16 protein-coding genes and 1 tRNA gene are annotated in these 14,178 nt (G+C 52.1%); 10 read left to right on the plus strand and 7 right to left on the minus strand.

Annotated elements, in window-relative coordinates; translation table 11 throughout:
• Positions 1-5: 5 nt before the first annotated feature.
• The 4 genes from E0E37_RS16495 to E0E37_RS16510 all read right to left on the minus strand — a co-directional run bounded on the left by E0E37_RS16495 (position 6) and on the right by E0E37_RS16510 (position 2,788).
• Entirely contained in the window at positions 6-773 is a 768-nt protein-coding gene (locus E0E37_RS16495; RefSeq protein WP_130864074.1) for a hypothetical protein, read from the minus strand.
• Positions 774-1,060: 287 nt separating this feature from the next.
• Complete coding sequence (locus tag E0E37_RS16500; RefSeq protein ID WP_130864075.1) at positions 1,061-1,519, minus strand: VOC family protein; 459 nt, start codon at positions 1,517-1,519, stop codon at positions 1,061-1,063.
• A gap of 250 nt (positions 1,520-1,769) precedes the next feature.
• Positions 1,770-2,321, minus strand: coding sequence for a YdeI/OmpD-associated family protein (locus tag E0E37_RS16505; protein ID WP_330548597.1), 552 nt, complete (start codon positions 2,319-2,321; stop codon positions 1,770-1,772).
• Complete coding sequence (locus tag E0E37_RS16510) at positions 2,318-2,788, minus strand: IS1096 element passenger TnpR family protein (RefSeq protein ID WP_130864077.1); 471 nt, start codon at positions 2,786-2,788, stop codon at positions 2,318-2,320. Before E0E37_RS16510 ends, E0E37_RS16505 begins: the two co-directional genes overlap by 4 nt.
• A gap of 869 nt (positions 2,789-3,657) precedes the next feature.
• Here E0E37_RS16510 and E0E37_RS16515 point away from each other — a divergent pair.
• Complete coding sequence (locus tag E0E37_RS16515) at positions 3,658-4,602, plus strand: transposase (protein ID WP_130864078.1); 945 nt, start codon at positions 3,658-3,660, stop codon at positions 4,600-4,602.
• A 226-nt stretch (positions 4,603-4,828) separates the two neighbouring features.
• Positions 4,829-6,469: a transposase gene (locus tag E0E37_RS16520; protein WP_130864079.1), complete on the plus strand. Its 1,641-nt coding sequence runs from the start codon at positions 4,829-4,831 to the stop codon at positions 6,467-6,469.
• 104 nt (positions 6,470-6,573) lie between these two features.
• Here the strand turns inward: E0E37_RS16520 and E0E37_RS16525 are convergent.
• Positions 6,574-6,650: transfer RNA gene (locus E0E37_RS16525), tRNA-Arg, on the minus strand.
• A 206-nt stretch (positions 6,651-6,856) separates the two neighbouring features.
• Here E0E37_RS16525 and E0E37_RS16530 point away from each other — a divergent pair.
• The 8 genes from E0E37_RS16530 to E0E37_RS16565 all read left to right on the plus strand — a co-directional run bounded on the left by E0E37_RS16530 (position 6,857) and on the right by E0E37_RS16565 (position 12,095).
• Positions 6,857-8,245: a hypothetical protein gene (locus E0E37_RS16530; protein ID WP_130864080.1), complete on the plus strand. Its 1,389-nt coding sequence runs from the start codon at positions 6,857-6,859 to the stop codon at positions 8,243-8,245.
• Positions 8,246-8,549: 304 nt separating this feature from the next.
• Entirely contained in the window at positions 8,550-8,885 is a 336-nt protein-coding gene (locus E0E37_RS16535) for a DUF2325 domain-containing protein (RefSeq protein ID WP_130864081.1), read from the plus strand.
• 183 nt (positions 8,886-9,068) lie between these two features.
• On the plus strand, positions 9,069-9,662 hold the full coding sequence (locus tag E0E37_RS16540; protein ID WP_165445417.1) for a DUF3793 family protein: 594 nt from the start codon (positions 9,069-9,071) through the stop codon (positions 9,660-9,662).
• Positions 9,663-9,736: 74 nt separating this feature from the next.
• A complete protein-coding gene (locus tag E0E37_RS16545) occupies positions 9,737-10,165 on the plus strand; it encodes a flavodoxin (RefSeq protein ID WP_130864083.1) in 429 nt (142 codons plus the stop codon).
• Positions 10,166-10,334: 169 nt separating this feature from the next.
• Positions 10,335-10,556 carry a hypothetical protein gene (locus tag E0E37_RS16550; protein ID WP_130864084.1) on the plus strand — a complete coding sequence of 74 codons (222 nt, stop codon included), beginning with the start codon at positions 10,335-10,337 and terminating at the stop codon, positions 10,554-10,556.
• The gene (locus E0E37_RS16555) at positions 10,537-10,848 is read left to right on the plus strand and encodes a YbjQ family protein (RefSeq protein WP_130864085.1); all 312 of its coding nucleotides are present in this window, start codon (positions 10,537-10,539) and stop codon (positions 10,846-10,848) included. The genes E0E37_RS16550 and E0E37_RS16555 overlap by 20 nt, the downstream gene beginning before the upstream one ends.
• Before the next feature lie 132 nt (positions 10,849-10,980).
• The gene (locus E0E37_RS16560; protein ID WP_130864086.1) at positions 10,981-11,763 is read left to right on the plus strand and encodes an AzlC family ABC transporter permease; all 783 of its coding nucleotides are present in this window, start codon (positions 10,981-10,983) and stop codon (positions 11,761-11,763) included.
• Positions 11,760-12,095 (plus strand): branched-chain amino acid transporter permease, encoded by a 336-nt coding sequence (locus tag E0E37_RS16565; RefSeq protein ID WP_207302979.1) that lies wholly within the window; start codon positions 11,760-11,762, stop codon positions 12,093-12,095. The genes E0E37_RS16560 and E0E37_RS16565 overlap by 4 nt, the downstream gene beginning before the upstream one ends.
• On the opposite strand, the gene E0E37_RS16570 is transcribed toward E0E37_RS16565, so the two are convergent.
• Together E0E37_RS16570 and E0E37_RS16575 are read right to left on the minus strand one after the other, a co-directional pair.
• The gene (locus E0E37_RS16570) at positions 12,065-13,495 is read right to left on the minus strand and encodes an MATE family efflux transporter (RefSeq protein ID WP_246019766.1); all 1,431 of its coding nucleotides are present in this window, start codon (positions 13,493-13,495) and stop codon (positions 12,065-12,067) included. The two genes, E0E37_RS16565 and E0E37_RS16570, sit on opposite strands and share 31 nt — an antisense overlap.
• Positions 13,488-13,937: a MarR family winged helix-turn-helix transcriptional regulator gene (locus E0E37_RS16575; protein ID WP_246019767.1), complete on the minus strand. Its 450-nt coding sequence runs from the start codon at positions 13,935-13,937 to the stop codon at positions 13,488-13,490. The genes E0E37_RS16570 and E0E37_RS16575 overlap by 8 nt, the downstream gene beginning before the upstream one ends.
• Positions 13,938-14,178: the final 241 nt, after the last annotated feature.

Consider the following 14,178-nt stretch of genomic DNA (forward strand, 5'->3'; position numbering starts at 1 on the left):
TACATTCAGACAGATCTTATAACATCCTTTTCTTTCAATTTCAGAATACACAGCCCCTGCCTTTGTAAATCCAGCAGCCAGTTGTCCAGCCATTCCGCATCTCTTTCTTCAGTCTTATCCAGGAGTTCGTTGTATCTGGTCAAATGGAACTTAATATCTTTTATATTTTTTTGAGCCAGCTCTTGATCACTATATCCCTCCCATATCGTTCTGATCGATTCCTCTCCGCAAGCGATGGCTGCCTGCAGTTGTTTAGACGCCTCTTCATACCTGTGCATCATCAGTAAGAAATGAATAATGAAATCTGTACTTTCGTCTGCATCGAAATACCGCTTCAGGGACAGACTGCGGAGACTTTCATATGCTGTCTCCGGCGTTTCAGTATTCCTGAACAGCGGCAGCAGATAGTCTTCCAGACGTATTTTGAATTTCCGCGCCGCAGGGAGAAACGTGTCTGGATCATTTCTATCATAATATGCCAGAAGGCTCCGCAGCTCTTCTGCGAGTCCCGGCCGGTAACGCTGCCCCAGATTGGAATTTAATTTTGTATCTATGAGGTTCAAATTAAAATCCCCATCCCATTGTCTCATTTTCACATGGCTCAGCGGCAGAATGCCAAAATGGCAGGTACAATCACCATGACGCGTCAAAATATTGAATGTCTGGACTACGTCGTTTACAACTCTGTAATAATACTCCCTGTAACTGTGAAATTTCATCGGGGCCACGATTTCTCTGATCTCCTGTTTTGCCATTGTCAGGATATTCGACATCTGTTCCTCCGTTCATCACCCGCCATGCCTTCTGTTAAGGTATTGACCACCTTGTAGTAGCGGCAGCACGCCTGTTTACCATTATTGTAAATGATATGCGGTTCCAAAACAAGGCAGTTATAAGAATATTCCGTCACACAGCTGTCGGCGTCGGTGGGCCGGACCGGCTTGCCGGCGGCGTGGTACAACCAATATGAAAACGAAAACAAAACCGCGCCGGGACGTCCCGGTGCGGTAAAATATACGCCATGGAAAGCCTGCTGACAGCTATGTTGTCTGCAGGCTTATTACAGGCATTGCTGTACAAATTCTTCAGGGTGTTGGATAATTTCGGAAACTTCCTCTACTGAAAGTCCCTGTGATAAATAGCGTTTTGCGATCACTTCCATCGATTCACCGATCTCTATCATGTGGAAATCAGGGTCATAGATTCTAACGACTCTTTGCTGCCATTCATGTTTTTTAGGGGGATGAACAAGTTTAACTTCTCTGTGTTTCTCCAAAAGGTGCAAAAATGCATCAAAATCATCTACTTCAAAGTACAACTCCATATTGTGTGAATTTCTGACTACAGAGTCCGGGGCCACGCCTGTAAGCCATGCAAAATCTTCTTGTATTGCAAACCCGCCGCTAAAAGTCACATTCTTTCCTAAATCCAACACAACTTCCTGCCCAAATAGCTGTTCGTAGAATCTTTTAGATACCTCAACGTCTTGAACCGCCAATAAAGGTAATTGAAACTTCATTTCACTCATCCTCCCAATAAGGAAATACGCTCTGTTGCAATAATTTTACCATTCCCGATTATAGATATCAATCGTTCAGCATTATCTTCCGCCTCTGTTTTGTCATTCGGTCCATACAAATGGCTTCCCCTCTCTTCTTCATAACGGCACAGACGGCGTTTGTTCCTTCCGGGCGGCGCCAATATCATTGAGTTCAACGAACGCATCCGAAAAGGTACCCAACCCGATTTGAACGGGGCGGGTAAAATGATTACATGGGTTTTAAATTGTTATTGAGCCTGTCCACCATCCAGGCAATCCGTTTTTCCCGTCCAGCGTCTGTCTTTGCATCAAAATATGCCCGTGTATAAGTTTTCTTAACAGACGGAGACATAGCTTGAAAATTTGTGTGAGCGGGTTCGTACCCTTCCAACAGTGCGGACAGACAGGCAATTTGCTCCTCTGTAATGATTGCAAGCGGGTTTGAAGCATCCCACTGGCCGTTCTTCCTGGCCTCATCTGTTTTTTTCCTGCCAGCATCAGTCATAAGCCCCTGTTCCTCAAGCTTTTTCACCAATGACTTATTCTTCTCTGACCATTTGCTGTTCTTTCTGCGCGGAGAAAAATATTTCTTATATGTCTTATCATCGATCTTTTCCATCTGTCCGTCGATCCAGCCAAAACAGAGGGCTTCTTCCAGAGCTTCTCCCGCTTTTATAGTTTTAGGCCCGCCAGACTTGCCGAACAAAAGCCAAATACCGTCATTTGATGCACAATGCTTACAGAGCCATTCACGAAATTCTTCTCTGTCTGCAAATTTCATTGTTTCGCTAATGATATGTCCCTCCTTATCGCCTTGTGCAGTTCCTCCAACGCATGGCGCAGACCGGCGCGGCGCCCGGATTTTGCCGGGTTCAGTTTTTCTTCTCTAAATATTTGCGATCCCAAATAGCAATTGACCTGGGCGTCGGTGCAAGCTCGTATTCGCCCTAGCCATTCGCAGTATTCTTGATATGCACGACCCTTTTTCTGCCGGAACGCCTTCGCCGATCGCTCCAGCCCATCGGGACCGCCGCAGTCCTCAATGATGCCGTAGCCTGAACCATCCAGCACACGCGGCAACTCACGGCCCGGCAAATCCTTGTCGATCAAAACCTCTTCCAGTGTGAGTGCGATCTCCCAACCATCGCCGTAGTCGTACTGCATGGTCAGCTTCGTCCCCGCTCTGCGAAACTGCTGGCCCAGTATGGATTCCGACGCATCATATACCTGAATGCAGAACTTGACCAATGTATTTCTCGCTGTTCAGCATCCGTTCGAAGGTCTTAAGTTTCCAATAATATTATTTTAACACATTACGTTGATAAGTTCATTAAATTTAAGATCAATGTCGCTTCGCCAAGATGAAAGCCGTGGAAGGTGCAGTAAACTGGAGTGTATTCAGCCAGAAGGAGATTGTTCCATTTGAGCAGGCAAGTGGGACACAGCAATTAGTACACTACATTGGTGCATTCCATAGCATCCTAAATTGACATTTTTACAGCTTTGTTGGTCTAGATTTGTCAATCAAAAGTTTACCGGGACATCTTAGAGCGGTAAAATATGTACTATGGAAAGCCTGCTGACAGCTATGTTGTTTGCGGGCTTTTTCATTTACCTGAACAAAGGAGGTAAACAACCCAGTAACACAGCCGATGGCCAGTCCAAACAGCATCCCTGCAAACATCCATATCGTAACGAATTGATTCTTATTATTCATAAACGCTCCATTCACAACTTCCGATCCTGTTCATGTCCAATCCAATCTATACTATATAAAAAAATGCAGATCAGCAGTTGATCGAAAACACGAGAGGATCCATTTTTTCTTTTTGCCTTGTATTCAACATCAAAAAAGAAAAAAACAGAGGACGCAGCAGACAGTTCTATTATCTGCCTTGTCGATTTATGTCGCTTTTTTCTTTTTGAAAGCACTTTTGCACTAAACAAGAAAAAATAACTTCCATATATTTCATAATAAGTATATTTCAATCATTCTTTTTTCGTTTTTGCGTCATTTGGCGTGGCAAAAAGAAAAAATCCAGGAGACGTCCCATCTTTCCGCGTATCAAAACGGTCCTCAGCGTTGATCTCCATACTTCTCAGATCCCCAGGCCCCCATGATGAACAGCAAAAACGGCTTTCACTGCTGTTACAATGTGCAGACGGCAGTGGACGCGAAGACACATCTGGTCGCGGCCTTCGAGGTGACCAACCATGCCAACGACCAGCAGGTGCTTTCCGCCTTCTCCCAGAAGGTCAAGCAGGATCTGAAGACAGAGGTCCTTTCGGTGGTGGCGGACAAGGGGTATGACAGTCAGGAAGAAATACTCGCCTGCATCCAGCAGGGCGTATTGCCCTATGTGGGATTCCGCTACGACCAGTCTGAGCGGCTGTTAGTTCTGCCCTATGAGCCCCAGGCGATTACGGAAGAGCGGCGTCGTTCCACCAGACCCGAAGACATCCGGGCCTGCCTGCACGCCGGCGTCCTGCCCCAATGCTATCAGGGATCTCACCTGAGCGTGGAGGTCCGAGCAGAGCGGGCCATCGGCTGCTTCCACCGCGGACTGGACAAAACGACGGTGACCTGCCCCATGGGCCAGACACTGCGAAAGACCTGTGAAAAGCACGGCGGGATCGAATACGCCTGCAGACCGGCCTGCCGACAATGTACGAATCGCTGCACCCCATCGCGTAGGCACAAGGTGGTGCGCTTTGGTCCAGGAACCGAATATGTAGCCGCACGCATGTACGGAGAAGGGAAACCCGTGATCACTCAGCCGCCGGGCTTTATCCCCCACAATTCGTTTTACCGCAAAAACCGGCCAGGTCTGACCGTATTGCTGCGGGTGGCGGACGACATACCCAAACAGAAGCTCCGACTGTGCGTGTCGGAGCATCCCTTCGGCACGGTAAAGTGGTCCCACGGGGCCTACTACTTTCTTTGCAAGGGGATCCAAAAAACCTCGGCGGAAGCGGGGCTTAGTTTTCTTGCTTACAATATGAAGAGAGCCATCAATATGAAGGGGGTTCCGGCCCTTGTGGAGGCAATGAGGGGGATTTAACCCCTCATTTTTCTGTTTTTTTGCCCTTTTTCCTCATTCCAACGTAAAAAAACACTGTAAATCTTGGATTTACAGTGTTTTTTCCTGTCTTTTCGGACAGTCTATGGTCAGGCTGTCTGAAAACCAACCACATACTACAGAGTAAAAGGCCAGGGGCGAAAATGCCAATAAACGTTTAAATTTCAATGGTTTTATGGTATAATAAAAGAAAAAAAGGAGGTGCCATATGGCTTACATAAACGGAACATCCCGCGACCAGATCAGGCTGTTTGTCTCCTGGGAGGATCACATCGATCCCGACAATCCGGTCCGCCTCATCGACGCGTTTGTTGACGGGCTGGACCTGAACAAACTGGGCTTCACCCATGCGGTCCCCGCAGACACCGGGCGGCCGGCCTATGATCCTGCCGTGCTTCTCAAATTGTACCTGTATGGCTACCTCAACCAGATCCGTTCCAGCCGCAGGCTCATGATCGAATGCAGAAGAAACATCGAGCTGTTCTATCTGCTGGATTCTCTGGCCCCGGATTTTCGCACCATCGCAGACTTCCGCAAGGACAACAGCGAAGCCATCGTAGGGGTCTTTCGCCACTTCGTCGGGGAATGCCTGAGTTTGGGGCTGTACTCCAAAGAGCTTCTGGCTGTGGACGGGTCCAAATTCCGGGCGGTGAACGGGCACAAGAACATGTATAACGAGACGATCCTGACCACTAAGCTGGCGCGTGTTGACAACGAGCTGGCGCATTATCTCAAGCAGCTGCAGGAAGCGGATGAGAAGGAGGACACGGAGCCGGAGAAGACAGCTGTGCTGACCGAGACCATGGAGAAATTGACCGCGCGAAAAGAACGGTATGAGGCGTACCAGGCGCAGCTTTTGGAGAGCGGAGAGACCCAGCTGCTGACCACGGATCCCCAGGCCCGCATGATGAACAGCAAAAACGGCTTTCACTGCTGTTACAATGTGCAGACGGCAGTGGACGCGAAGACACATCTGGTCGCGGCCTTCGAGGTGACCAACCATGCCAACGACCAGCAGGTGCTTTCCGCCTTCTCCCAGAAGGTCAAGCAGGATCTGAAGACAGAGGTCCTTTCGGTGGTGGCGGACAAGGGGTATGACAGTCAGGAAGAAATACTCGCCTGCATCCAGCAGGGCGTATTGCCCTATGTGGGATTCCGCTACGACCAGTCTGAGCGGCTGTTGGTTCTGCCCTATGAGCCCCAGGCGATCACGGAAGAGCGGCGTCGTTCCACCAGGCCCGAAGACATCCGGGCCTGCCTGCACGCCGGCGTCCTGCCCCAATGCTACGAGGGATCTCACCTGAGCGTGGAGGTCCGAGCAGAGCGGGCCATCGGCTGCTTCCATCGCGGACTGGACAAAACGACGGTGACCTGCCCCATGGGCCAGACGCTGCGAAAGACCTGTGAAAAGCACGGCGGGATCGAATACGCCTGCAGACCGGCCTGCCGACAATGTACGAATCGCTGCACCCCATCGCGCAAGCACAAGGTGGTGCGCTTTGGTCCAGGAACCGAATATGTAGCCGCACGCATGTACGGAGAAGGGAAACCCGTGATCACTCAGCCGCCGGGCTTTATCCCCCACAATTCGTTTTACCGCAAAAACCGGCCAGGTCTGACCGTATTGCTGCGGGTGGCGGACGACATACCCAAACAGAAGCTCCGACTGTGCGTGTCGGAGCATCCCTTCGGCACGGTAAAGTGGTCCCACGGGGCCTACTACTTTCTTTGCAAGGGGATCCAAAAAACCTCGGCGGAAGCGGGGCTTAGTTTTCTTGCGTACAATATGAAGAGAGCCATCAATATGAAGGGGGTTCCGGCCCTTGTGGAGGCAATGAGGGGGATTTAACCCCTCATTTTTCTGTTTTTTTGCCCTTTTTCCTCATTCCAACGTAAAAAAACACTGTAAATCTTGGATTTACAGTGTTTTTTCCTGTCTTTTCGGACAGTCTATGGTGCGCGCAAAGGGACTCGAACCCCCAACCTTCGCATTCGTAGTGCGCTACTCTATCCAATTGAGCTATGCACGCAGGTGCGCTTTTCAACGCAAGATTTATTATACACGATGTGGAGTGGTTTTGTAAAGGGGTATTTTTGAGGAAGATCTTTTTTGTTTTTACTCTTTTGGACCGCAGGTTTTATAGCCGAAATCCGATCCTGGAACTTTCTTCCCTCCTCTTCCGTCAAACGTATAACAGTGTGATCCGCCAGTTTCGAAATGGACAGGAGGTCTCCTATGAAACGAACAGTGAAAACGCTCCGCTCACGCCGGCTGCCGCAGGCTATGGCCCCTGTGCTCCGGACTCTGATCCTGAGTCTGTCATTGATCCTGCTCTCCGTATTGCTGCTCTCATCCTGCAGCGCGGCGCCCTCTGGCCAGACCGGGGACCCGGAGGCGGACCGGGAAGCGAAGATCGCCCAGGCCGTTGAGGCCGTCGGATCTGCAGTGGAACGCTTCAACGCCCTTGACAGCGGGCGGCTGCAGCTTCACTCAGAACTGCGCACGTACATCGCCGATTCTCCTGACAGCACGCCCAGACTCTCCGACACCAGAAAGTTTGTCCATACTATGGATTTTATAAAAAACGGCCGTGAGTGGGACTATCTCGTTCACACCGAACCGGCCGAAGAACCTCCCTACGGCAGCCTTGTGACAGGGGGCCAGCTGCAGCGCTACGCCTACTACGACGGCGGAGAGGACGATTCCTCCGGCTGGCGGCCCGGCGCCCGGCTGGGCGACGCCTATGGTCTGGACGCTGCATTTCGGATATACGCCCTTCCTGTGACTGCGGACAGCGTCAAAAATGCGCTCATTGAAAAGGACGGTCAGGAGACCCGCTGCACCTTCACCCTGAAGACCAACAGCGATGAGAGATCCGATGAACCGGCCGATCATGCGGCCGATCTGTTCAGACAGACCTTCTGGCTGGATAAGAACGGTCTTCCCGTCAGGCTGCTGATCGAGACAGAATACGGCGGCGGGCCGGAAGCCGGCTCCGGCGGTTCGGTCCGTTATGAGGAACGATACGAATACCTTTTATCAGAAGTAAACCGATCCATTAAGCTGAACTACTTCGATCAGGATCCCTACGTCCCGCCCGCGGAAGATCTCTCAGTACTGGAAACGGCTTACCGCCTTTACGATCAGGTGCCCGCCAGAGGGATCGTCGACATCGCCATTCCCAGACTCAAAAGCGGCGGACCGGGAGCAAAGGCCATCAGCCGGCAGATCGAAGCGGATTTCAGCCGCGTCACCGCAGCTCAGCCTGATTACGATGAACTTCTGATCAGTTTCACGTATCCGGTTTTTAAAATCTACTTTGAAGAATACCGTTTCGGCGATGTGTATGAACTCTGCGTTTTGGGGACCTCCTCTTCCTATTACGGCTCGGGATCGCTCCGTTCCGTAAGCCGCTACTATTACGACGCAAAAAATGACCGTTCGATAGAAGAACAGGAATTTCTGAAGCTGCGCGGTCTGTCGGAGCAGGCGGTTCTCGACCGCTTTTATGCGGACAGCGTGGAGAGCAGCGATCCCACGGTCTATACCTATGAGGACATCTCCAATGGGTATTATATTGAAGAGGATGGCAGTCTCGCCTTTATTCTGAATCTCTATTCCTGACGGCGGACATGGCGGAGGACAGAGCGGAGTATATGGCGTCTCTTCTGCGGCGCGGCGTCTTTTTCTCCATACAGGAAAAGACGCCGCTTTTTTCATGGGGCGTCTCCCCGCTTCCCGCTCCGGGATATCAAGCGCACTACCGCAGCGATAAAAGAAAAAATGATCTTATTTATTTTGACAAAGTCTTGACAAGCAAGTTAGCCTATGCTAACATTCAAACATAAAGTTAGCCTCCGCTAACTTTATGCAGAAACGTAAGCAATCAAAATGCGGCTTTGGCCGGAATGATTTGGGAGGAGGATCTATGAGCGTTGTGATCGTAGGCGGAAATGAGAGAATGTATCAGCAGTACAGGGAGATATGCAGGAGTTTTGGATACAAAGCGAAGGTGTTCGCAAAGATGCCTGCGGATTTCAAGAAAAAGATCGGAACGCCCGATCTGATGGTGTTATTTACGAATACGGTATCTCACAAACTGGTATGCTCTGCGGTACAGCAGGCCAGCCGATGCGACGCCTGCGTGATCAGGTGTCACAGCAGCAGCAGCAGTGCGCTGAAACAGCTTCTGTCCCAGCACTGCGCAGGGTGCAGCCAGAGAGAAGCCTGTGCCTGCCAGGCCCAGCACAGTACGCTTTGCTGATCAGACGTCCGCCGTTTAGCCCTTTCGTCAGCCTATGCTGACCATCTGCGGGACAATGCAGCAGTACATTGGACTGCTATTATCTGGTCCTGCCCGGGCATTGTTCTGAATATGCCGCCGGCTCCCCGTCCGGACACGGCGGCCGTCACATGTAAAATCCAGAAACCAGGAGAATCTATCACTATGAATCAGACCGAAACAATATTTGAAGAAACGCTGGCCAGCCACTGCGCGCCCGTATTGCTGGGCATAAAATCCGCAAACCTCGTTTCTTTTTCCAAAGATCGCCACCCCGGCCTTTCGTCACAACTGCGCCGTTACAGCCGGGCGCTCAGGGCCGGCGGCCTGGCGTTTGAAATTCTCTGTGAATGTGAAAAACGCGCGTTGGTATTCGTTTACCGGAAAGCTCTTTTGAACAGTGAACTTTCTCAGCCAGCTGTCATGGATTTTCTTCATTCCATCGGCTATCCTCATACGGATCTGCCGGGCTGGTCAGATTCGGCGCTGCGGCATCTGAAAACGCGGATCGCTTCCAGCGGCGGATTTCCCCATGAGATCGGCCTGTTTCTGGGTTATCCCCCTGCCGACGTCTTCGGTTTTATCGAGAATAAGGGGAAGGATTTTCTGTTCAGCGGCTATTGGAAGGTCTATTCCGACGCAGAACAAAGAAAACAGACGTTCGCAGAATACACCGCATGTCGTGATTTTCTCTGCGAACGCATTGCAAAAGGCGAACGGCTCCTCAGGCTGCTTTCCGTCTCGTCGGCTGCAGCGTAAGCCTGCAGCAGTCAGGCCGCGGCTGAACATGCCGTCTCGCCGAAGTCGAAAATAAAAATTGGGAGGTCATACATATGAGTAAAATCGCAGTCATCTACTGGAGTGGAACGGGAAATACCGAGGCGATGGCCAGAGCCATCTGCGAGGGCGCCCTCTCCGCAGGCGCGGAGACATCTCTGTTTTCCGTATCGGAAATAACTGCCGCACAGGCCGGATCCTATGATAAACTGGCCCTCGGCTGCCCTTCCATGGGAGCCGAAAATCTGGAAGAAAGCGAATTCGAACCCTTCTTTTCTGAACTGGAGTCTTCTCTGGGCGGAAAACCCGTGGCGCTCTTCGGTTCCTACGGGTGGGGCGACGGACAATGGATGCGCGACTGGGCTGCACGGGCAGCCGGCGCCGGCGCGGCGCTCTTCAGCGACGAAGGGCTGATCGTCAATGAGACCCCTGATGAAAGCGCTTTGGAAAAGTGCCGGGAACTGGGAAAAAACTTCGCTCAGTAATCTCCATCGGGTGATCCTTTATTTCCTGTGCAGACCCTCCGTCCGCCATTCAACGGCGCCGGAGGGTCTTTCCGTTCCCTCCGCCTCCGCTGAAATACAGGAATTTCTCCTTGCGGCGATCCGGTCCTGGCGTTATAATAATACATAATTCAGAAGGGAGGGTTTTCAGATGCATACAAAGAAACTGGTGGCCCCGGTCATCATAACCGTGGCTGTCGTGCTGTACCTTTTTGTGTTTTTAATCGCCTGTCTTCTGATCGACCTGCCGCTGATCGCGAAACTTTTGGGAGCACTGATCCCATCTGCGTTCATCGGCGTGGCAATTTATGTATTGGTTGAGAGAATTAATGAGGTAAGGAGTGGAGAAGAAGATGATCTTAGTAACTACTGAAACAATTAGCGGAAAGCAGCTGGAGACTCTCGGTCTGGTCAAGGGGAGCACCATTCAGTCCAAAAATATTGGAAGGGACATCACGCAGGGCTTCAAGACCATCGTGGGCGGCGAGCTGAAATCGTATACCGACATGATGAATGAAGCCAGAGCGCTGGCCACAAAGCGGATGGTCGAGGAGGCTCAGGCCATGGGCGCGGACGCGGTGGTGGCAATGCGCTATTCCTCCGCCGCCGTCATGCAGGGCGCGGCCGAGGTCATTGCCTACGGCACCGCCGTTAAATTCGTATAAGATCGAACCGCAATAGCACGCAGTTGTCAGGGGCCGCATTTTCCGGCCCCTCTCATTGTAAATTCAGACTTTTCAGCAGATCAAACAAAATATAGAATGAAAGCCGCACACAGCGGATCGCAAGTGATAATTATGAAAAAAGCGTTAAAAGCGGCATTCCCCTGTACTGTTCCCATTATGTTAGGTTATCTGTCCATCGGAATCGCCTTCGGCCTGCTGTTTCAGAACGCAGGCTACAATTTTGTCTGGGCCTTTGGCATGAGCGTCCTGGTCTACGCCGGAGCCATGCAGTTTATCGCCGTCAGCATCCTCACCTCCGGTCTGAGCCTGATCCAGGCCGCCGTCATGACGCTGCTGGTCAACATCCGGCACATGTTTTACGGACTGTCCTTTCTGGACACCTTCAGCAAAATGGGCAAAGCGAAAGGTTATATGATCTTTTCACTGACCGACGAGACCTATTCCCTGCTCTGCTCCATTCAGTCTCCGGAAGATGTGGATCCGAAAAAATTTCTGTTCAGCGTATCTTTTCTGAACCAGTGCTACTGGGTGGCAGGTTCGGTCCTGGGTTCGCTGCTGGGATCATTCATTACATTTGACACTACCGGCATGGATTTTGCCATGACCGCCCTTTTCATCGTCATCTTCCTGGATCAATGGAAAGCTTACAAAACGCACCGCCCGGCTCTTATCGGACTGGCCGCATCTGCGGCTGTGCTCATCGCCGTAGGCCCCGACAATATGGCGCTGCCCGCCATGCTGCTGATCACCGCACTGCTTCTGGTCTTCAGACGGCCGATCAGCGCCAAGCTTCAGAGCGACGAGGACGTTCTTACTGCTGACGCAGACACAGCCCCGGCGGAGGCCGCGGCAACGTCTGCCGACCCCGAAGTAAGAAAGGAGGTCACTTTATGATCCATCTTACCGGTCCCATGTATGCGGCCGCAGTCATTCTGGTCATCGCCGCCGTGACCTTCTGTACGCGGCTGGCGCCTTTCGTTCTGTTTTCCAGAGGCGAGACGCCGAAGATCATCACCTATCTGGGCAATGCCCTTCCGCCCGCCGTCATGGCCATGCTGGTGGTATACTGCCTGCGCAGCACGCCGATACTTGCGGCGCCCCACGGCGTCCCGGAGCTTCTGGCAATTTTGACCGTAGTGGCCCTGCACCTGTGGAAGCGAAATAATCTCATCAGCATCCTCTGCGGCACGGCGGTCTATATGTTCCTGATACAGGCCGTTTTTTGAACCCTGACGAAAAAGACCGCCGCCAGCAGCGCGCTCATGCATCCCGCCGCCAGACCGGTAAGCCAGACGCCGTCCAGTCCCAGCACTGCGGGCAGCGTCATGAGAGACAGCAGCGGGAAGACCAGTGTCTGTCCGAACGCCACAGTCAGCGAACACACCGGGCGGTTCAGCGCCGTGAAAAACGATCCGGCGATCATTCCGAACCAGCAGATCAGATAGGACATAGAAAACAGCTTCATGGCACGCCAGCTCAGCTCGATCAGCGACTTGTCGCTTCCGTCGAGAAACAGCGCGATCATGTGCTGTCCGCTTAGGAGAAGTCCCAGAAGCACTGTCATCGACAGCACCGCGCCTGCCAGGAGCAGGCGTTTTTCAATGGCAAACATACGGCTGCGGTTTCCCGCCCCATAATTGTAGCTGATCGCCGGCTGCAGAGAATCCGCCATGCCAAACAGCAGGGATTTGACCACGCTGTCGATGTACATCACGATGGAAAAGGCCGCCACCGCCATGGCTCCGCCCAGTCGGAGCAGCACCGTATTCATGATGACCATCAGCGCCGAGCCGGAAATATTGGAGAAAAACTCCGAACTGCCGTTCGCCAGAATATTTCCTGTCATGCGGAGGGATATCCGGCCTCGGACCAGTTTCAACGGCAGCCTGCGGCTCAGGAACGGCGCGAAACCGATGACCGTGCCCGCCATCAGGCTGATGCAGGAGGCCAGCGCCGCAGCCCCGATCCCCCAGCCCCACACTGCGATGAACAGCGCGTCCAGGACGATGTTCAGCAGCGAAATACCCACGTTCATCAGCATGCTGTAGCGGACTTTCCCGCAGATGCGCAGATAATTGTCCAGCGCAAAGAATATCATTATGCCCGGCGAGAATACGGCGTAGACCCGCATGTACTCCACCGCCAGCGCCGTGACCGTCTCATCCGCTCCCATGAGCCTGACCAGCGGACCGGCGAACAGCCAGCCCGCCGCGCCCATGGCGCAGGAGATGGCGAAGATCAACAGACTGCAGAAACTGAAAATGCGGTTTGCCTCGTCGCCCTTCTTCTCTCCCAGCCTGATGGATATCTGTACGGACGAACCTGCGGCGATCATATCCGAAAGCGCAAAGCTCATCATAATAAACGGCATGACCAGATTGATGGCGGCCAGCGCTCCTGAACCGATAAACCGTCCCACAAAAATACCGTCCGCCACTGTGTAGAGCGACGTCACCGCCATGCTGATCATACTGGGCACTGCGCACTTGAGGAAAAGCTCCCCCGGCGGCAGGCTCTCAAACATTCTCTGATGTTCCTGATCCAATCTTTGTTCCGGCTCGTTTTTTTGATCCGTCTCCCTCCCCTTTCTCAGGTCCGGATCGATCCGGCGTTCCATGTTATTCATCCCCCTCTGACTTACATTCTTCACTAAAAATCCGGATCATATCGCAGAATGTCCGGATCTGTTCCGGCGTGTACGCCGTCTCGATCCGCCGCACCGCCTTTTCGATGGGCCTGTCGTACGCGTCCAGCGTCCGCTCCACCTCATCGCTCACCCGCAGATAGAACACGCGCCTGTCCTGGCTGCTCTGCGTCTTTACGACCAGACCTTTGCCGACCAGCTCGTTTACCTTCATCGTCACCGCCGACCGTGAGATCTGCAGGGTCTCCGCCAGCGAACTGATCGTGCAGTTCTCCTGATAGGAGATAATATCCAGATACATTACGCTGTTATACGAGATATTCAGTCCCGCGTCTCTGTGCAGCTGGCGGATCGAACACACCGTCATATCAAAATAATATTGATTCAAACTGTCCAGTAAATTGATCTGCTTTTTTTCCTTCAACGTTCTTCTCCTGTCTGTGTTCACTGTCTGCGGTATGGGTTTTTTCTTCCCGTCTCCGAATTTCAGATCTGTCAGGCGGGAATTAGTTAAGCTAATTTAATTATATTTACTTAACTAATATAGCAGGCCACGGTTTCTTTGTCAAGCTCCGGGGGCGGTGATGCTGCTGTCAAAACGCACCTGATCATAGAAAAAAGGCCCCGGCGTCCTGAAAAAAATGGACTGGGACCTTTTCCTATGA

The organism is Bacilliculturomica massiliensis (assembly GCF_900605495.1).
In the GTDB taxonomy this organism is placed as follows: Bacteria; Bacillota; Clostridia; order Peptostreptococcales; family Anaerovoracaceae; genus Bacilliculturomica; species Bacilliculturomica massiliensis.